The sequence below is a fragment of the Peteryoungia desertarenae genome, assembly GCF_005860795.2.
Classification (GTDB): Bacteria; Pseudomonadota; Alphaproteobacteria; order Rhizobiales; family Rhizobiaceae; genus Allorhizobium; species Allorhizobium desertarenae.
Genome location: NZ_CP058350.1, coordinates 714688 through 732116, shown reverse-complemented (window position 1 = coordinate 732116; position 17429 = coordinate 714688). Strand labels below are relative to the sequence as shown.

At 58.0% G+C, this 17429-nt stretch carries 16 protein-coding genes; 7 read left to right on the top strand and 9 right to left on the bottom strand.

What is annotated here, in order from left to right; genetic code table 11:
• Nucleotides 1-16: 16 nt before the first annotated feature.
• On the bottom strand, nucleotides 17-1210 hold the full coding sequence (locus tag FE840_RS03465; protein WP_138287168.1) for a multidrug effflux MFS transporter: 1194 nt from the start codon (nucleotides 1208-1210) through the stop codon (nucleotides 17-19).
• Between the two features lie 267 nt (nucleotides 1211-1477).
• Here FE840_RS03465 and FE840_RS03460 point away from each other — a divergent pair, with 267 nt between their 5' ends.
• The 3 genes from FE840_RS03460 (at nucleotide 1478) to FE840_RS03450 (ending at nucleotide 6223) form a co-directional block, all read left to right on the top strand.
• Nucleotides 1478-3541, top strand: coding sequence for a M3 family metallopeptidase (locus tag FE840_RS03460; protein ID WP_138287169.1), 2064 nt, complete (start codon nucleotides 1478-1480; stop codon nucleotides 3539-3541).
• A gap of 156 nt (nucleotides 3542-3697) precedes the next feature.
• Nucleotides 3698-5527: a translational GTPase TypA gene (gene typA / locus FE840_RS03455; protein ID WP_138287170.1), complete on the top strand. Its 1830-nt coding sequence runs from the start codon at nucleotides 3698-3700 to the stop codon at nucleotides 5525-5527.
• Nucleotides 5528-5716: 189 nt separating this feature from the next.
• Entirely contained in the window at nucleotides 5717-6223 is a 507-nt protein-coding gene (locus tag FE840_RS03450; RefSeq protein WP_138287401.1) for a GNAT family N-acetyltransferase, read from the top strand.
• A gap of 72 nt (nucleotides 6224-6295) precedes the next feature.
• Here the strand turns inward: FE840_RS03450 and FE840_RS03445 are convergent, their stop codons facing one another.
• Complete coding sequence (locus FE840_RS03445) at nucleotides 6296-6928, bottom strand: hypothetical protein (RefSeq protein WP_138287172.1); 633 nt, start codon at nucleotides 6926-6928, stop codon at nucleotides 6296-6298.
• A gap of 142 nt (nucleotides 6929-7070) precedes the next feature.
• Between FE840_RS03445 and ppa the strand changes: the two genes are divergently transcribed.
• Nucleotides 7071-7604 (top strand): inorganic diphosphatase, encoded by a 534-nt coding sequence (gene ppa / locus FE840_RS03440; RefSeq protein WP_138287174.1) that lies wholly within the window; start codon nucleotides 7071-7073, stop codon nucleotides 7602-7604.
• 100 nt (nucleotides 7605-7704) lie between these two features.
• Here ppa and FE840_RS03435 read toward each other — a convergent pair whose 3' ends face one another.
• On the bottom strand, nucleotides 7705-7995 hold the full coding sequence (locus tag FE840_RS03435) for a YggT family protein (RefSeq protein ID WP_138287176.1): 291 nt from the start codon (nucleotides 7993-7995) through the stop codon (nucleotides 7705-7707).
• Nucleotides 7996-8132: 137 nt separating this feature from the next.
• On the opposite strand from FE840_RS03435, the gene FE840_RS03430 reads away from it, so the two are divergent.
• Nucleotides 8133-9407 carry an MFS transporter gene (locus FE840_RS03430; RefSeq protein WP_138287177.1) on the top strand — a complete coding sequence of 425 codons (1275 nt, stop codon included), beginning with the start codon at nucleotides 8133-8135 and terminating at the stop codon, nucleotides 9405-9407.
• Here FE840_RS03430 and FE840_RS03425 read toward each other — a convergent pair.
• From FE840_RS03425 to hemC, 6 genes are all read right to left on the bottom strand, one after another.
• Complete coding sequence (locus FE840_RS03425) at nucleotides 9404-10126, bottom strand: glutamine amidotransferase (protein WP_138287179.1); 723 nt, start codon at nucleotides 10124-10126, stop codon at nucleotides 9404-9406. The two genes, FE840_RS03430 and FE840_RS03425, sit on opposite strands and share 4 nt — an antisense overlap.
• A complete protein-coding gene (locus FE840_RS03420; protein WP_138287181.1) occupies nucleotides 10116-10592 on the bottom strand; it encodes a tellurite resistance TerB family protein in 477 nt (158 codons plus the stop codon). Before FE840_RS03420 ends, FE840_RS03425 begins: the two co-directional genes overlap by 11 nt.
• A gap of 8 nt (nucleotides 10593-10600) precedes the next feature.
• A complete protein-coding gene (locus tag FE840_RS03415) occupies nucleotides 10601-12217 on the bottom strand; it encodes a heme biosynthesis protein HemY (protein WP_425502194.1) in 1617 nt (538 codons plus the stop codon).
• A gap of 9 nt (nucleotides 12218-12226) precedes the next feature.
• The gene (locus tag FE840_RS03410) at nucleotides 12227-13519 is read right to left on the bottom strand and encodes a COG4223 family protein (protein ID WP_138287183.1); all 1293 of its coding nucleotides are present in this window, start codon (nucleotides 13517-13519) and stop codon (nucleotides 12227-12229) included.
• Nucleotides 13520-13609: 90 nt separating this feature from the next.
• Entirely contained in the window at nucleotides 13610-14323 is a 714-nt protein-coding gene (locus tag FE840_RS03405; protein ID WP_171033689.1) for a uroporphyrinogen-III synthase, read from the bottom strand.
• 4 nt (nucleotides 14324-14327) lie between these two features.
• On the bottom strand, nucleotides 14328-15257 hold the full coding sequence (gene hemC, locus FE840_RS03400; protein ID WP_138287186.1) for a hydroxymethylbilane synthase: 930 nt from the start codon (nucleotides 15255-15257) through the stop codon (nucleotides 14328-14330).
• A gap of 73 nt (nucleotides 15258-15330) precedes the next feature.
• Here hemC and tsaD point away from each other — a divergent pair, with 73 nt between their 5' ends.
• Nucleotides 15331-16425: a tRNA (adenosine(37)-N6)-threonylcarbamoyltransferase complex transferase subunit TsaD gene (gene tsaD / locus FE840_RS03395; RefSeq protein WP_138287188.1), complete on the top strand. Its 1095-nt coding sequence runs from the start codon at nucleotides 15331-15333 to the stop codon at nucleotides 16423-16425.
• Nucleotides 16422-17411 carry an NAD(P)H-dependent glycerol-3-phosphate dehydrogenase gene (locus FE840_RS03390; RefSeq protein WP_138287190.1) on the top strand — a complete coding sequence of 330 codons (990 nt, stop codon included), beginning with the start codon at nucleotides 16422-16424 and terminating at the stop codon, nucleotides 17409-17411. Before tsaD ends, FE840_RS03390 begins: the two co-directional genes overlap by 4 nt.
• Nucleotides 17412-17429 lie beyond the last annotated feature (18 nt).

The window sequence follows — 17429 nt, the reverse complement described above, 5'->3', positions numbered from 1 at the left end:
GGGAGGCGAGCCTTTTTTACGTTGTCGAGCGTGCCACTTTGCGATGGAGGAGGTAGGCGATGACGGCGCTGACTTCCATGATTGGAATGACCGTGCCGAAGGCGGCGAGAGGGTCGCCGATCACAGAAGCGGAGAGCCCTCCGAGGAAGCCGCTTGCCATCTGGATGAAGCCGATCAGCGCCGCCGCTGAGCCTGCAATCTGCGGGTATGGCTGCAAGCCCGCCGTTGTTATGTAGGGGATCACAAAGGCTATCCCGAAGGAGCAGACGGCGACTGGCCCCATGATCGACAGGAAGGTTGGTTCTATCAGCCTCGTTGATATTGCAATGATCACGCCCCCACCTCCTGCCAGCCACAGTCCCAATCTCAATGCTCCGGTTTCCCCCAATCGATTTGCCAGAAGCCGCAATGCCAGGGATCCGGAAAAGAAGAAACCCGATTGCATGAGCATGCCGATGCCGAATTCCGGAGGCGTCAGTCCAACCCTGTCGATCAGTATGAATGGCAACATGGTGGCCTGCGCGTAGAGTGCGCCAACACATCCGGCGAGCACGAAAGCGGGGAGCAGAACACGCGGATCCGTCGCCAGCATAGAATAGGCGATGGCCAGGGCTTTAGGCTTCATGAGCGCAGGATCGGGCTTGGTCGTTTCCTTCAGGAAGAGAAGAACTGCGACAGCGCTGAGTAAACCGAAGCCAACCATCAGGAGGAAGACGGCCTGCCAACCGGCGGTCACGAGGGCCAGACCGCCCAATGTCGGCCCCGCCGCCGGGCCAATTGCGAGCATAATGCCGATCAGATTGAGGATGCGTGCGGCTTCCGGGCCGGTGAACTGGTCGCGAACAATTGCCCGCGAGACGGTGACACCGACAGATGCACCGACACCCTGGATCAGCCTGCCTGCCAACAGCCATTCGACCGTGGTGGCGAGCGATGCAACCACGCTGCCGAAGAGATAGATCAGAAGAAACCCAAGCGTTGCATTTCGCCTGCCGATCCCGTCCGAGAGGGGGCCGGCAGCCAGTTGCGCTACCGCGAAGCCGGCAAAGAACAGCGAAAGGCTCATCTTGATTGCAGACTCCGTCGTGCCGAAAGCTTCGACAAGCTGGGGCATCGCCGGCGTGTAGATTGCCATGGAAATCGGACCGAGGGTCGTCAGCAGCGCTCCAATGAACGCTGTACGACGTTCGCTCATCAAAGCCTGTGACATGAAAATTCCTGCTAAAGGAGTGTGCGGGTTGGGCCGCATATTGGCAAAATCTTCTGCGAGATAGGGCGTATTTTTCTTAAAGGCCAGTGGTTCCCGACATGGCAGTGATCAGGCATTCCGCTGGGTAAGGCCGCCCGCCAATAACTTGATTCAGTCTGATCTCTCCCGTGTTTCGATCTTCCAGCGGCTGCCGTCTTGTCATGGCGCACAGGCGGTAGCATATCCTTGGCACACGATTTGCCGTTCTTGCGACCTGAGGAGACATTCATGAGCGAAGCAACAGCCTTCAATTCCGCCCTTGTTGTTTGGGATGGACACGAAGGGCTTCCGAACTTCAATTCGGTCGCAGATGGAGATTTTGCGCCTGCATTCGCGCAGACAATGGCAGAGCACGAAGCGGAGATCGAAGAGATCGCCCAAAATCCTGAGATGCCAACGTTTGATAACACCATCACAGCTCTGGAAGTAGCGGGTGATGGTCTATCGAGAGTATCGGCGCTTTTCTGGAACAAGGCTGGTGCCAATACCAATCCGGCCATTCAGGCGCTGGAGCGCGAGATCGCCCCGAAGATGTCGCGCCATTACTCGAAGATCGGCATGAACGCAGCTTTGTTTGCCCGGATCGACGACCTGTGGACCCGTCGGGTTGAACTTGACCTGACCGTCGAACAGACGCGTGTTCTGGAGCGCCACTGGAAGGGTTTCGTCAAGGCAGGCGCCAAGTTGCCTAAGGCGGAGCAGGAACGTCTGGCTGAGATCAATGAGCGGCTGGCAAGCCTCGGTGCCAATTTCGGCCAGAACGTTCTGGCGGATGAATCCTCCTGGATCCTGCCGCTCTCCGGCGAGGACGACCTTGCCGGCATTCCGGCCTTCCTGCGCGACGCCATGGCGTCCGCTGCAGCCGCACACGGTGGCGGGCACAGCCATGTGGTGACGCTGTCGCGCTCGATCATCGAGCCCTTCCTCACCTTCTCGGAACGTCGGGATCTGCGCGAGACGGCCTTCAAGGCCTGGACGTCGCGCGGCATCAATGGCGGCGAGACCGACAATCGCGACATCGTCAAGGAGACGCTCGCGCTTCGCGCCGAGAAGGCTTCTCTCCTGGGCTACAAGGACTACGCTTCCTACAAGCTGGACGACACTATGGCGAAGACGCCTGAAGCGGTGAACGGCCTGTTGATGCAGGTTTGGGAAAAGGCCGTTTCGCAGGCGCGGGCAGAAGAAGCCGAACTCGCCGCTTTGATCGCAGATGAGGGCAAGAACCACGAGGTCGCGCCCTGGGACTGGCGTCATTACGCCGAAAAGCTCAGGGCGCAGAAGTTTAGTTTCTCTGAAGCGGAACTAAAGCCCTATCTCCAGCTCGAAAAGATCATCGAGGCCTGCTTCGATGTTGCAGGGCGCATCTTCGGCATTCGTGCCGTACCGCTTCCCAATGTCGTCGGCTACCATCCGGATGTACGCGTCTTCGAGATCCGCGACCGCAACGATATGTTGGTCGCACTCTTCCTTGGCGACTATTTCGCTCGTCCCTCCAAGCGTTCCGGCGCCTGGATGAGCAGCTTCCAGTCGCAGCACCGGCTGCCTCTGAAAAACGGTCGCCAGGGCGAGTTGCCCATCATCTACAATGTCTGCAATTTTGCCAAACCGGAGCCGGGCAAGCCCGCTTTGCTGTCGCTCGATGATGCGCGCACACTCTTCCACGAATTTGGCCATGCCGCCCATGGCATGCTGTCTGATGTCACCTATCCCTCGGTTTCCGGTACCGGTGTCTCGCGCGACTTTGTCGAGCTGCCATCGCAGCTCTATGAGCATTGGCTGACTGTGCCTGAGATCCTCAAGACCTATGCGGTGCACTACCAGACCGGCGAGCCGATGCCGCAGGCGCTACTCGCCAAGGTGCTCGCTGCCCGGACCTTCAATGCCGGCTTCAACACCGTAGAATTCACCTCATCTGCTCTCGTCGACATGGCCTTTCATACACGCGGCGCGGTCGAAGACCCCATCGCTGTGCAGAGTGAAGTTCTGGCAAAGATCGGCATGCCGGCCTCGATCGTCATGCGCCATGCCACACCACACTTCCAGCACGTCTTTTCCGGCGATGGCTATTCGGCGGGCTATTATTCTTACATGTGGTCGGAGGTGCTGGATGCGGATGCCTTTGCCGCTTTTGAGGAAACCGGCAATCCGTTCGATCCCGACACTGCGGGCAAACTCAAGACGCATATCTATGCGTCCGGCGGATCGGTCGATCCGGAAGAGGCCTACAAGGCATTCCGGGGCAAGATGCCAAACCCGGAGGCGATGCTGAAGAAGAAAGGTCTCGCCGCTTAAGGCTTTCATGACGTCCCAGACATCCCGCCGGCGGTAACCATCGCCGGCGCTCGTGGCGTTTTCCCCTTTCGCAAATGCAAAAAACAAGGTATGAGCGCCCCAAAGTAAATCGGCGCCCCCTCCCGCATTGCGCCCCAGCCATCAGAGAACCTGGATATGAACCTCCGCAATATCGCGATCATTGCGCACGTTGACCATGGGAAAACGACCCTCGTTGACGAACTCCTCAAGCAGTCGGGCTCGTTCCGCGAAAACCAGCGCGTGATGGAACGCGTGATGGATTCGAACGACATCGAAAAAGAGCGTGGGATCACCATTCTGGCCAAGGCGACGTCGATCGAGTGGAAGGATACCCGCATCAACATCGTCGACACCCCCGGCCACGCCGACTTCGGCGGTGAAGTTGAGCGCATTCTCTCGATGGTGGACGGCGCAATCGTTCTCGTCGACGCTGCTGAAGGCCCGATGCCGCAGACCAAGTTCGTCGTTGGCAAGGCGCTGAAGGTTGGTCTTCGCCCGATCGTTGCGATCAATAAGGTTGACCGTCCGGACGCCCGCATCGACGAAGTCGTCAACGAAGTCTTCGACCTCTTTGCCGCGCTTGACGCGACCGATGAACAGCTCGACTTCCCGATCCTCTACGGTTCGGGCCGCTCCGGCTGGATGAACACCGATCCGAACGGTTCGCAGGAAGAAGGCCTGACGCCGCTGCTCGACCTCGTAGTCAAGCATGTCCCGGCTCCGACGGTCGAAGAGGGTCCGTTCAAGATGATCGGGACGATCCTGGAAGCCAACAACTTCCTCGGTCGCATCATCACCGGCCGTATCGCTGCCGGTTCGATCAAGCCGAACCAGGCCGTCAAGGTTCTCGGTCAGGATGGCAAGCTGATCGAACAGGGCCGTATCTCCAAGATCCTCGCCTTCCGCGGCATCGAGCGCACGGCCATCGAAGAAGCTCATGCCGGTGACATTGTTGCGATCGCTGGCCTCTCCAAGGGGACTGTTGCCGACACCTTCTGCGATCCTTCGGTGACCGAAGCCATGAAGGCGCAGCCGATCGACCCGCCGACCGTCACCATGTCCTTCATCGTCAATGACAGTCCGCTTGCCGGCACCGAAGGCGACAAGGTCACGAGCCGCGTTATCCGCGACCGTCTTTTCAAGGAAGCCGAAGGCAATGTCGCGCTGAAGATTGAAGAGTCGGCCGACAAGGACTCGTTCTTCGTGTCCGGTCGTGGTGAACTTCAGCTTGCCGTTCTCATCGAAAACATGCGCCGCGAAGGTTTCGAGCTTGCCGTGTCGCGTCCGCGCGTCGTCATGCACAAGGACGAAGCCACCGGCCAGATGATGGAGCCGATCGAAGAAGTCGTCATCGACGTTGACGAAGAGCATTCCGGCGTCGTCGTGCAGAAGATGTCCGAGCGCAAGGCCGAAATGGTCGAGCTGCGTCCCTCGGGCGGCAACCGCGTTCGCCTTGTATTCTTCGCTCCGACCCGCGGCCTGATCGGCTACCAGTCGGAACTCTTGACCGACACGCGCGGCACCGCCGTGATGAACCGTCTGTTCCACGACTACCAGCCCTACAAGGGCGAGATCGGTGGCCGCGTGAACGGCGTTCTTCTCGCCAACGAAGCCGGCGAAGCCGTTGCCTATGCCCTGTTCAACCTGGAAGATCGCGGCCCGATGATCATCGATGCCGGCGAGAAGGTCTATATGGGCATGATCATCGGCATCCACTCGCGCGACAACGATCTGGAAGTCAATGTCTTGAAGGGCAAGAAGCTCACCAATATCCGCGCCGCTGGCAAGGACGAAGCGGTGAAGCTTACGCCTCCGATCAAGTTCACTTTGGAGCGTGCGCTTTCCTGGATCCAGGATGACGAGCTGGTCGAGGTGACTCCCAAATCGATCCGCCTGCGCAAGATGTTCCTGGATGCCAACGACCGTAAGCGCATGGAAAAAGCCAAGGCGGCCGCTGCGGGCTGAAGTATCTGAAATCATGTGAGACTTCGAAACCCCGGTTGTGCAGGCCGGGGTCTTTGTTTGTGCAAATGCCAAGCGTACCCTTGCGACATTGCTTAAAAAAGCGTTAAGCTTTACCCGGTGCTGATGGATGGCACCGGTCTTCGGAGAGATTTCTTGATCTTCTCTGACCGACAGGGCGAGTGTTACGTTATGAAGACGTTGACCATAGATGTGCGCCATGCCGAAACGGCGGATGCCGCTGCGATTGCTGAGGCGCACCGTGTGTCCTGGATGCACAGCTACTCTGGTATCATCCCGTATCGCGCCCTTACGCGGATGGTGGAACGGCGCGGAGAGACTTGGTGGCGAAAAGCTACGCGAGGCCCTGCGACCCTCCTCGTCATCGATGTCGCGGGAACGATTGCCGGTTATGCATCTCTTGGTCTTAACCGAGCGCGTGCGCTGCCATATGAAGGCGAAATCTACGAAATCTATCTTCGCCCGGAGTTCCAGGGTATCGGTCTTGGACACTCTCTGTTTGGAGAAGCCCGTCGGCTGTTGAAATCTCTGGGCTGCAAGGGAACTGTCGTTTGGTGCCTTGAGGACAGTCAGATTGCTGCCGGTTTCTTCCGGTCAAATGGCGGCATCGACGCGGTCGAGGGCGTCGAGGACTTCGACGAAGTTCACCTGAAAAAGCTTGGCTTCATCTGGCAGTAAAGCCGGACCGCATGCGTCCGATGTGTTTGTGCCAGTCACTTGAGCCGGTAATCGACCGTCTTTTCATTCTTTCTATTGCTGAATGAAGCCTTCCGGCCAGTAGAATGTCCTTTCGCTGGTGAGATTGCCGCGTTTGCCGAGCCATTGAGGTCCTGGCTCCATTCCACACTCGTAATCTCTTGCCCACCGATCTGCAGCTTGTCGGGCAAGCTCATTGGCATTGGAATTCGCGCGCGCATCGACAAGTGCCACGAAACAGGACGCATCTCGTTCAGACTGCCCGACGCGAGAGACGACAAGCACTTGACCGGTGCTCTTGTCAGAGATCGATCCATCTGGGCCGGGATTCTCGATGTACCAGCGGTGGATGGCGGCAAAAGGCCGCCCCCGCGAATCCAGTCTCCATTCAAGCTTGGTGTGGACGCGATTAAATGCGGAGAAGGATTCGAAAGCCTCCTCGATCAGTTGTGGAGCCACCTTGCCGTAGAGCAGGCTCTGGCGCAGATCACCTTCCTTGAAATGAACAGGATAGTCTCCAAAGCCCGGACATGTGAGCTGCGCGCCCATGTCGTCGGCCATGACCGTTTTGCATTTATCGAAATCCAGATCCGTATAAACACTGTCACTGGCCTTGACCGTGGTCGTTGCAGCGACCAGGCCCAGCACACATGACAGGCTTAAGGCAAACATGGCTTTGTGTGTCATTCTTCGCTCCCCCCGGCTGATAGTTCATGATAGCGCGTGACTGGTCCGGCGACCACTGCTTCTCTGCGCCGAAAGCCTTGTTGCAATGCGCAATAATTCGCTTTAGGAAGCCCGAGACTTTCACTCTCCTACGGGGTTCCTCATGCGTATCGATGCAATCGCCATTGGCAAAAACCCACCAGAAGATATCAACGTGATCGTTGAGGTTCCGGTTGGCGGTCAGCCGATCAAGTATGAAATGGACAAGGAGGCCGGCACCTTGGTGGTTGACCGCTTCCTCTACACGCCAATGACCTATCCGGGCAATTATGGCTTCGTTCCCCATACGCTTTGCAAGGACGGCGATCCGCTGGACGTTCTCATCTGCAATACGCGTCCGCTCGTCCCCGGCTGCGTTATCAATGTCCGCCCGATCGGCGTCATGATGATGGAAGATGACGGCGGTATGGACGAAAAGATTCTTGCGGTTCCGGTGCCGAAGCTGACCCGTCGCTACGACAAGATCGCGAACTATACCGATCTGCCGGAAATCACGCTGAAGCAGATCCAGCACTTCTTCGAGCACTACAAGGATCTGGAGCCCGGCAAGTGGGTAAAGATCGGCGACTGGCAAGACGTTGATGCCGCCAAAGCCATTATCTTGGATTCAATCCAGCGCGCAAAAGACGAGAAGTAAGTCTGGTCAGTTCGCAAAAACAGCCAGGTTTTTGAAATGAGATCCTCCGGCTCGTTAAGATCCGGAGGATTTTTTTGATCCCGCTTCCTCAGTCAAAGCCTTACACAAAGGCTGGGTAAATGCTGTTCCACAGCAGAGAACGCAGGAAGAAGATCAGCAGCAGCACGATGATGGGCGAGATGTCGATGCCGCCCAGATCCGGCATGAAGCGGCGCACTGGTCGCAATACGGGCTCGGTGACGTTGTAAAAGAACTGACCCAGCATCGCTACGAAGCGATTGTTCGAGTTGATGACATTGAACGCGTAAAGCCAGGAAAAAATCGCGCTCCCGATCAAAATCCATGTGAAGATGCTCAGGGCAAGGTCGATTGTTTGAAACAGCGCTAGCATTCATGTCTCCATTTCTTGATTGACAGAGATGTAGACATTGGCGACTTAACCGACAAGTGGATGGTGCCGGCGGAAACGGATTCTTGTTTAACGGCGCCCTTTCCGTTCAGCCTTGCCCTCCTGGAAAGTCGTTGCGTATGCACAGTTCAGCCGCCGGGGACCGTTTTGCCGCATTTCGGCATGTATCCTATACCCGCTTCTTCTTCGCCCGTTTCCTTGGCGCTTTCGCCACCCAGATCCTCAGCGTCTCCGTAGGCTGGCAGATGTATGACGAGACGGGCAGTGCCCTTTATCTCGGCCTCATTGGGCTGGTTCAGTTCCTCCCATCGCTTTTCCTGATTTTGGTGACCGGTTCGGTCGCGGACAGGTATAACCGCCGCGCCATCGTTGCGATCTGTATGGTTGTCAGTGCCTTGTGCGGGGCTGCGATCCTGATCCTGACACTCGCGGATGCATTCATTCCGGTGCTTGTTTTCATCATTCTCGCAATTTTCGGAATTGACCGGGCATTTTCCGCGCCTGCCGTACAGTCACTGGCCCCCAATCTGGTGCCGCAGGCGGATCTCGCCAATGCCGTGGCATGGAATTCATCGTCCTGGCAGACGGCCTCCATTGTCGGTCCCGTGGCCGGAGGCTTGCTCTATGGCGTGAGCCCGGTGCTTGCCTATGGCACTTCCCTGAGCTTCTTCGTCGCGGCGGCTGTTCTGGTGCTGATGGTGCAGCGTCCGCCGCAGCGCATGTCGAACAAGGCCGTTGACAAGGACAGTTTGCTGGCGGGCTTCCGATTTATCTTCAAGGAGAAGGTCGTCCTTGGTGCGATCTCGCTTGATCTGTTTGCGGTTCTTCTGGGCGGTGCCGTGGCCTTGATGCCGATCTTTGCACGAGACGTGCTGACACTCGGTCCCTGGGGACTTGGTCTCCTGAGAGCGGCGCCGGGGATCGGTGCCATACTCGTTGCCATAGCACTCGCCAGTTTTCCCATTCGCCACAATGCCGGTGTTTTCATGTTTTCAGGCGTGGCGCTTTTCGGGGTGGGTACGGTGATGTTTGGCCTCTCGGAGACGGCGTGGATCTCAATTCTTGCCCTGATGATCATCGGGGCAGCCGACATGGCGTCGGTCTATGTCCGCGAGACCCTGATTGCGCTTTGGACGCCTGATGAAGTTCGTGGGCGGGTCAACGCCGTGAACATGGTCTTCGTCGGCGCGTCGAATGAACTCGGGGATTTCCGCGCGGGTGCCATGGCCCATGTCATTGGACCCGTGCCAGCCGTCGTCTTTGGCGGGATCGGGACAGTCATTGTTGCTGCTGCCTGGGCTTACCAGTTTCCGCAGCTCAGGCGGATCGACAGTCTCGATGCGCCGGAGCCACGTCGAGTGGAGCAGGCGGAAGACGACACTCGACCGGCTTAAGCTCGTTCAAAGACAAGTCTCAGAAAGTCTTGCAGCCAGGCTTTCAGCGGCGCGTCAAAGATCATCCGCCCTTCCAGATGCTCCCGTCCCTGCTGTGCGTTGGGGAGGGTGAAGCGATGCGCTCCGTGAACCACCCAGCGCTGCATCATGGCGCGGGTGAGTTCCGCGTGAAACTGCACGCCCCAGGCATTTTCTCCATATCGATAGGCCTGATTTGGATAAACATCGCCTTCTGCCAGCAGTTTACAGCCGCGAGGGAGGTCGAATCCTTCCCGGTGAAAGTGATAGACCATCTCAGGCCAATGCATCAGCAGGCGACCGTGCTTTGTGGGTCTGATCGGGTACCAGCCGATTTCCGTACGACCGTGCTGTTCCGCCTCAACCTTTCCGCCAAGATGGCGGACCAGCATCTGCGCTCCAAGGCAGATGCCAAGGAACGGCTTGTTTTCAGAAAGGGGTATATTGATCCAATCAATCTCTTGCTTGATATAGGCATCCGGGTCGTTCGCGCTCATTGGACCGCCGAATATCACCGCGCCACTGTGTTGGCTCAGCGTGTTTGGCAGCCGATCTCCGATCACAGGTCGGCGAATGTCCAGCGGATAGCCCATCTCGACAAGCATCTGACCTACCCGCCCGGGGCTAGATCGTTCCTGATGCAGAACGACGAGAACCGGCCTCTTCTCGGACCCGGTCTCGCCTTCAAACTCAAGAAGCATCGTCTGTTTTTCCTATTCCAGCGCGCGAGGCTGCTTCCATTCGCTGGTTCACGCGTTCGCGATTTGAAACGCCGAGGAGATCCGCGATGCGCCAAATGACGTGGTCTTCCATTTCGCTGCGCACGCCATCTGCATAGACAATATCCCACAGAATGCCGATCAGGTTTTCCCGCTCATGGGGCTCCAGATGACGCTTCAGGTCATTGGTGAAACGGTAATAATCAACTGCCTCACTCTCTGCCAGTTGCGCCGCCTCCATCAGCGATATCAATCGCCTTTCGTCCACGCCATAGGTTTGGGTCAGGATGGATTTCAGTTTTTCACGCTCTTCATCGAGAATGGCGCCATCTGCTTCCATCACCTGAAAGCAGAGTGCGGCCACCGACAAAAGGGGATCGTCAGTCGCCGACCGATCCTTCGGCTGTGCCGTCAGTGATTGAAAGAATGTCTGCAGACGATCTAGCATGGTAACAATCAGAATAGTTTCAGGCGTGTTTTGGGCTCTGGCTGAGATTGAAGCGGGTCTTTCACTCCGGGATCATCCGGGGGTCGCCCGAAGAAGGGTTCTGCAATCACCTCTTCCTTTGCCTGTCGCGGCTCAGCTCGCTTGATCGGTGTTACCGTGGCATCTGTGTCGCTTGCGGATTTTTCCGCTGCCGGCGTTACAGCTTCAGGCTCAGGCGTGACGTCTATGACGTCGTTCACGTCATGATCGGGTTCGATGCGGGTTGCCACCGGAGGCAATGAGCGCAAAGCCTCCTCCGCTGGATTTGTCCTGCCGTCTTCAATGCGACCGTCCGGTTGATCGAATGGTGCCTTCCATTCAAAGGCATCAAGGCGACCGGTCACTGGTGACATTGGTAGCCACTTGTTAGAGACATGTCCGTCGGCAACCCAGGTTGCATCCCGAGGTGCTTTCAATGCCTGTGCCAGCCAATGCCTGATTCTTCCCTGGTCGCCGGTTTCGGCTTCTTCAATATCGGCCAGCAGCAGGTAAACGCGCTCGCGGGAATCCATGCGAGCCGCAGCTTCGGCCTTGGCACGCGCTTTGACAAAGTCCTTCGCGTCGAGAGCCGCTTCCGCAACAATCAGAAGTGATTCCAGATTATTGGGTTTTAGTCCTTCAAGTTTCTCCGCTTTCTTCAATCGGTCAACCGCACTGTCACCACTGCGAGCCCTTACATAAGCTCTGGCGATTTCAGGGTGTGGATCCAGTTTCCAGATCTGTTCCAGAACGCTGCTTGCCTTCCTGACATTGTCGTCGCGGAGATAGGCTCTAGCTGCGACAATCGCTGCAGGTACCAGGGTCTTTGACAGTTTAAGAGCTTTCAAGGCGTTGTCGCGCGCCGCAGCCGGTTCGGCATCAAGCTGATCCTGCGCCTTGGCGGTCAGGAGTACCGCTTTCAATCGTTCGGCTTCACTTCGATCAAGCACATGGGCAACGCGTTGCTGTTCGAGGAGGCGGATTGCGTCATCCCAGTTGCCAGCGCGGCAGCGATGCTCAAGTGTCGCCTTGGCGGCCCAAGGCAGATACGGGGCCGTCTCTGCCGCTGTTTCAGCGTATTGACGCGCTGCCTCATGGGCACCCAGGCGGCTTGCTTCCACATAGAGGCCGCGAAGACCGAGTTCACGCGTTTCCGGATCGTCTGCCATTTGCTGGAACAGCCGGCGAGCCTCTTCATTACGTCCCTCAATCAACGCTGCCTGTGCTTCCAGCACAACGATGAGGGGTTCCTGGTCGGCCCTGATGAGGCCTCGGGCTCTTGCGCTCATCTTGCGGGCGAGGATCGCATTTCCAGCACCAGCGGCTATGAGGCCTGTTGAAAGTGCCTGATAGCCGCGATCCCGTTTCCTGGCACGAAAATAGCGGTTGACTGAGTGAGGTGATGTCCAGATCGTTCTTACAATCCACCAGGTGAGCATGATCAGAGCCACAAACGCGAGGATCAGCGTCGCTGCCACCATCAGGCTCATTTCGATCAGCTGCCCTTCCCATAATATGGAAAGAGAACCTGGACGATCCGCAAGCCAGGAAAAGCCGAAACCCAGCGCCAGCACAATCAGGAAAAAGAAGAGGACCTTAAACATCATCATCATCGCTCAGCCCTCCGTGCCGGCGATTGAACGTGCAACGGCAGAATTGATAATTCCTTCAATCTCCACGCGTTGGGACAGACTGTCCGCGAACTGACTGGACACGCTCTTGCCTGCCTCAGGAAGTGTCTCCCACTCCAGATGGGCTCCCTTCAGATCACCGTTACGCAGTTTGTCCTCAATGCGGGCGACGATGGCTTCCGGTGCTGATCCTTCAACATTGCCAACTGGTCGAACACTGATGACGGATCGCGCACTCGACATCAAGCGCTCTGTCCATGTCTCACCGGAGCCCGGCTGGTTGACGGCAATCAGAATATCATCCGCTACCGAGTTGAAGCGGCTTGCCAGATCGGAACGGGAGGGTACACCGTTTGCCGCAAAAGGCTGCAGTGCCGCAATGGTTGGATCCTCTGGTGCTACCGCTCGCAAGGCGTCCAACTCACTCAGGAAGGGGCCGCCACGCTCGATTGATGTCTTCAGGCTCGTCAATGCAATGGCACGGGCCAGTTCCACGTCGTTTCGGGGCTCATTCAGCTTTTCCTCTGCTTCCGCAAGGCGTGCCTCAGTCTCCGTCTGGGTCTGCACGGTCGTGTCCAGCCGCGTCCGCAACTCATTCATCAGTTGCTGATTGGCTGCAATCTCGGCGCGCAAAGCTTCAATCGCGGCCGGGTCGAAGGTTGGTGTATCTGATTGTTGCTGGATGGAGCGCTCCAGGGCATCCATCCGCTCGATCAGGGCGGAGTCCGGAGCGGAGGTCTGCGCCGGCGCCTGCGACAGACGTTCGATTTCCGCTCGGATTTCGGCAATCTCCGCCGGAGCAATGCCATCGCCCGCAGGCGGTGTCTGGGGTGCTCCAAGGCCAGGGATGATGCCTGCATATTGCATGCTGCCAGCCAGCAGCAGCGCGACGAGGCCGCCAACGATCCCGGACGCGATCAGGCTTGACGTTCTTGGGCTGCGCGTAATCTGAGCAGATTTCGTGTTCTGCCCGGCTTCGGGCTCATTGCCGGCTGAGGCCTTTTCCGATGGCTGTTCCTCAAAACCCGTTTGACGTGCCTGATCTTCAACAACTTCCGTTTCTTTCGCGGTGGCGTCAGGCACTGAAGATGCCGCAGGCTCCGATGCCGGTTCAGGGTCCCTGTCCGATATAGGGTCCGGCACTTCATCAGCTGCAGTTTTTTGGTGATCGCTTTCGGCGACAGGTTCTGCCTTCTGCTCGGAGTTTTCTGCCTGCAGATCGATGGTGACCGGTTCGTCGGTGGTCTTTGAACGACGGGGTGGTTTTCCGGACACCATGGCAACCTCTTGCTTGTTCTGCTTTCCCCTAAACCTAGTCAGTCAGTTCCCGGAAGGGAAGAGTGTACGCGGATTTAGCGGCTGACATCGCTAAAGAAGAGCAAGAAGGGATTGTTCCGTTGCCGCGTCTGAAATGATTGCCTTCTCACGGAATTCAAGCGGCATGGCGTCGCGGCAGGCGGGGCTTAAGCAGAGGAAACGCATTTGCTTGAGGTCCGCCTGAATCAAATTCATGTGCAGGCGGAAAAATTTCCGAACGGTCTCCGCCGAATAGAAAAGAACGACATCGGGTCGATCGATGAAAAGAGCGTCGAGTTCGGTCGATTTGTAGACGATATCCACCATCCGATAGCAGATGTGGGTCTCATAGGTGATGTCCGCATCCTCCAGGGCAGATTCGAACCCTGAGGAGCGGGGATTTCCGGCGAGATATATGAGAGGCGAGGAAGTTCGCGTCCGGAGATGTACCAAGACTTCTTTCGCAAGCAAACGTCCGTCTCCGCCTCCGACATGGATCATCTGGAATCCCAGCGCGGCAGCAGCTTCGGCGGTCTTTTTGCCGACCACAAAAACGGGCTTTTCCAGCCAGGCTTCCAGAGGTTTGGGTAGCGACGCCAGGACGCGACAGGTTTCAGCGCTGGTGATGGCAAGCGCCCAACCGGGTCGCGCCAATGCGCTCGCGGTCGCACTCAAGTCATGTGAGGCCTCAGCGAGCGGAAGCATGACAGGATCATGTCCCAGACGTCGGATCGCCGACGCGGTTCTTTCACCGGATGCCCTTGGTCGCGTCACGAGAACGCGCATCGTCTCAGCTCCAGCTGTCGAAGAAACCCGCGCCCGCCTGCCCGCGAATCCTGTCGCCTGCATCCAAGCCGATCTGGATGGCCTGGCCAAGCGGACCGTCTCCCGTCACTTCATGGTGAGTGCTGCCGTCAGGGGTAAGGATCATGCCGGAGAACTTGATCATATCGCCTTCAACCCTCGCATAGCCGGCAATCGGCGTGCGGCAAGAGCCGTCCAGGGCTGCCAAAAAGGCCCGTTCACACGTTACGGCGTCATAGGTGGGCCGGTGGTTGATGGGCTCCAGAAGCGCCTTCACCCTTTCATCGCCAATCCGGCTCTCGATGCAGATAGCCCCCTGGGCGGGAGCTGGCGGGAATTCCGACGGATCCAGCAGCGCCGTTGGAACGTCCTGTTTGCCAAGCCGTTTCAGTCCTGCAAATGCAAGAAGTGTCGCGTCCACTTCTCCCTCGGCCAGTTTGCGCAACCGGGTGTCGACCAGCCCCCGGAATGTGATGACGTTGATGTCGGGTCGCAGGCGCCGGATCAGCGCCTGTCGTCTGAGAGAGGATGAGCCGACGGTCGCGCCGTGGGGAAGTTCCGCAAGTGTGGGAGCAGTCCGCCCAATGAAAGCATCCCGGACATCCTCGCGCGGGAGATAGGCCGAAATCTCAAGGTTTTCAGGTAGACTGGTCGGCATGTCCTTCGAGGAATGAACAGCGAAATCCAGATCACCGGACAAAAGCTGTTCTTCGAGTTCGAGAGTGAACAGACCCTTCCCGCCAATCTCCGACAAGGATCGATCGGTAATCCTGTCGCCCGTGGTCGACAGCACCACAATTTCGAACATCTCTGGCGGCACATTATGGGCAGCGACAAGGCGGTCGCGCGTCTCATGCGCCTGCGCCAGCGCAAGGGGGCTGCCGCGGGTGCCGATGCGGAAAGGTTTTGTTTGCATCCGATCTGATCCGTTGTTACCGACACTCCTCCTAGACCGCTTTCCCGGTTATCGCAATCAATGAACAGGCTCCATGACCTCCAATCTGCGCATTCTTGGCATCGAAACCAGTTGTGACGAGACGGCGGCTGCCGTCGTCACTCGCCTTGAAGACGGCTCAGCGGTTATCGAGGCGGACGTGGTGCTCAGCCAGTTGGATGAGCACAGCGCCTATGGCGGCGTGGTTCCTGAAATTGCTGCGAGAGCCCATGTCGATGCCCTGGATACCCTTATCGAGGAGGCTTTAGCGCGGGCCGGTATTACCTTGGCAGATGTGGATGCAATTGCTGCGACGGCTGGTCCTGGACTGATTGGCGGGCTGCTCGTCGGTCTCATGACGGGTAAGGCGATTGCCCGGGCGACCGGCAAGCCGCTCTATGCCATCAATCATCTGGAGGGTCATGCGCTGACTGCGCGACTGACCGATGGCGTGGCCTTTCCCTACCTTATGCTTCTTGTGTCCGGTGGTCACACCCAACTGGTTCTGGTCAGGGGCGTTGGCGATTATGAACGCTGGGGCACGACCATCGATGATGCGCTCGGAGAGGCATTCGACAAGACTGCCAAGCTGCTTGGCCTACCCTATCCAGGAGGGCCTGCGGTCGAGCGGGCCGCAGCAAGCGGTGACCCCAAGCGATTTGCTTTTCCTCGCCCGCTGGTCGGCGAAGCTCGCCTCGATTTCTCGTTTTCGGGGTTGAAGACGGCAGTACGTCAGGCTGCGGAGAGCATTGCGCCGATCACCGACCAGGATGTCGCTGATATCTGTGCTTCTTTCCAGCGTGCGATCGCGCGGACCCTGATGGACCGGATCGGTCGTGGACTTGCTCGTTTCCGAGAGACATATCCAGATGCGACAAATCCGGCGCTGGTCGTTGCGGGCGGCGTGGCTGCGAACAAGGCCGTTCGCATGACTCTGGACGATCTCTGTGCCGGTTACGGGTTTCAGTTTCTGGCGCCGCCCCATCACCTTTGCACCGACAATGCCGTCATGATCGCCTGGGCTGGGCTTGAGCGCATGGCGCTGGACATGCCGCCGGATGAGTTGACGGTTCAGCCTCGATCGCGCTGGCCATTGGATGCAGATGCGAAGGCATTGCTGGCCTATGGCAAGAGGGGAGCGAAGGCGTGACCAGCGAGGATCGGATTGCAGTCATCGGTGCTGGGGCGTTTGGAACCGCGCTGGCCTCAGTTATCGCCCAGACGGGAAAGTCGAATGTTCTTCTCGTTGGCCGAGACCCGTCTCTAATGGCTGATCTCGCGCAAACTTCCCTTCATGACCCAGCCCTTCCGGGTGTCTCCCTTCCCAATAGGCTCTCCTATTCGTCTCAACCTCGCGATATCGCCAATGCGTCGATCGTGCTGTTCGCAATGCCATCCCAAGCGCAGGTTGAGGCAGCGCATGTCTACGGGCCTCACATTGGTGCCCATGTCCCCATCGTCAGCTGCGCTAAAGGGATAGAGAAGCAGAGCGCCCGTCTGCTGACCGACGTCCTTGAAGAGGCGATGCCGCACCATCCGATCGCCATGTTGTCTGGACCTGGTTTTGCGGCTGACATTGCCAAAGGGCTGCCCACCGCAATGGCCATTGCTGCGGGTGACATATTTCTTGCCGAAAGCTTGGCGAAGGCGCTTTCAAGCCGCACCTTCCGACTGTACGCCTCCAGTGACCGGGTCGGCGTGCAATTGGGTGGGGCGCTCAAGAATGTCCTCGCCATTGCCTGCGGTATCGTCGAGGGCATGGGGCTTGGCGATTCTGCACGTGCGGCGCTCATTGCCCGTGGTCTTGCCGAAATGTCGCGGCTCGTTGAAGCCATGGGCGGCAAGGGCGAAACCGTTCGCGGATTGTCCGGGCTCGGCGATCTTGTGCTGACTGCAACCAGCCATCAATCGCGAAACCTCCGTTTCGGCATCGCGCTTGGTCGGGGTGATACCATGCCAACAGCCGGCGGGCCGCTTGTCGAAGGGGCGTTTGCGGCTGCGGTAGCGGCGCGGCTTGCGGAAGGGCACGGCGTCGAGATGCCCATCACCCAGGCTGTTGCTGCGATCATTGAGGGACGGCTGGACATTGCCAGCGCAATCGAACAGTTAATGTCGCGACCGATTACCACCGAGTGATTTCGTTTTTCAGGGAGA

Excerpts from the sequence above, each read along its gene's own strand:
- FE840_RS03420 (WP_138287181.1), bottom strand. The coding sequence starts at position 10,592 with ATGCTAGATCGTCTGCAGACATTCTTTCAATCACTGACGGCACAGCCG.
- FE840_RS03425 (WP_138287179.1), bottom strand. The coding sequence starts at position 10,126 with ATGCTTCTTGAGTTTGAAGGCGAGACCGGGTCCGAGAAGAGGCCGGTT.
- FE840_RS03465 (WP_138287168.1), bottom strand. The coding sequence starts at position 1,210 with ATGTCACAGGCTTTGATGAGCGAACGTCGTACAGCGTTCATTGGAGCG.
- tsaD (WP_138287188.1), top strand. The coding sequence starts at position 15,331 with ATGACCTCCAATCTGCGCATTCTTGGCATCGAAACCAGTTGTGACGAG.
- FE840_RS03435 (WP_138287176.1), bottom strand. The coding sequence starts at position 7,995 with ATGCTAGCGCTGTTTCAAACAATCGACCTTGCCCTGAGCATCTTCACA.
- ppa (WP_138287174.1), top strand. The coding sequence starts at position 7,071 with ATGCGTATCGATGCAATCGCCATTGGCAAAAACCCACCAGAAGATATC.
- typA (WP_138287170.1), top strand. The coding sequence starts at position 3,698 with ATGAACCTCCGCAATATCGCGATCATTGCGCACGTTGACCATGGGAAA.
- hemC (WP_138287186.1), bottom strand. The coding sequence starts at position 15,257 with ATGCAAACAAAACCTTTCCGCATCGGCACCCGCGGCAGCCCCCTTGCG.
- FE840_RS03445 (WP_138287172.1), bottom strand. The coding sequence starts at position 6,928 with ATGACACACAAAGCCATGTTTGCCTTAAGCCTGTCATGTGTGCTGGGC.
- FE840_RS03430 (WP_138287177.1), top strand. The coding sequence starts at position 8,133 with ATGCACAGTTCAGCCGCCGGGGACCGTTTTGCCGCATTTCGGCATGTA.
- FE840_RS03410 (WP_138287183.1), bottom strand. The coding sequence starts at position 13,519 with ATGGTGTCCGGAAAACCACCCCGTCGTTCAAAGACCACCGACGAACCG.
- FE840_RS03405 (WP_171033689.1), bottom strand. The coding sequence starts at position 14,323 with ATGCGCGTTCTCGTGACGCGACCAAGGGCATCCGGTGAAAGAACCGCG.
- FE840_RS03460 (WP_138287169.1), top strand. The coding sequence starts at position 1,478 with ATGAGCGAAGCAACAGCCTTCAATTCCGCCCTTGTTGTTTGGGATGGA.
- FE840_RS03450 (WP_138287401.1), top strand. The coding sequence starts at position 5,717 with ATGAAGACGTTGACCATAGATGTGCGCCATGCCGAAACGGCGGATGCC.
- FE840_RS03415 (WP_425502194.1), bottom strand. The coding sequence starts at position 12,217 with ATGATGTTTAAGGTCCTCTTCTTTTTCCTGATTGTGCTGGCGCTGGGT.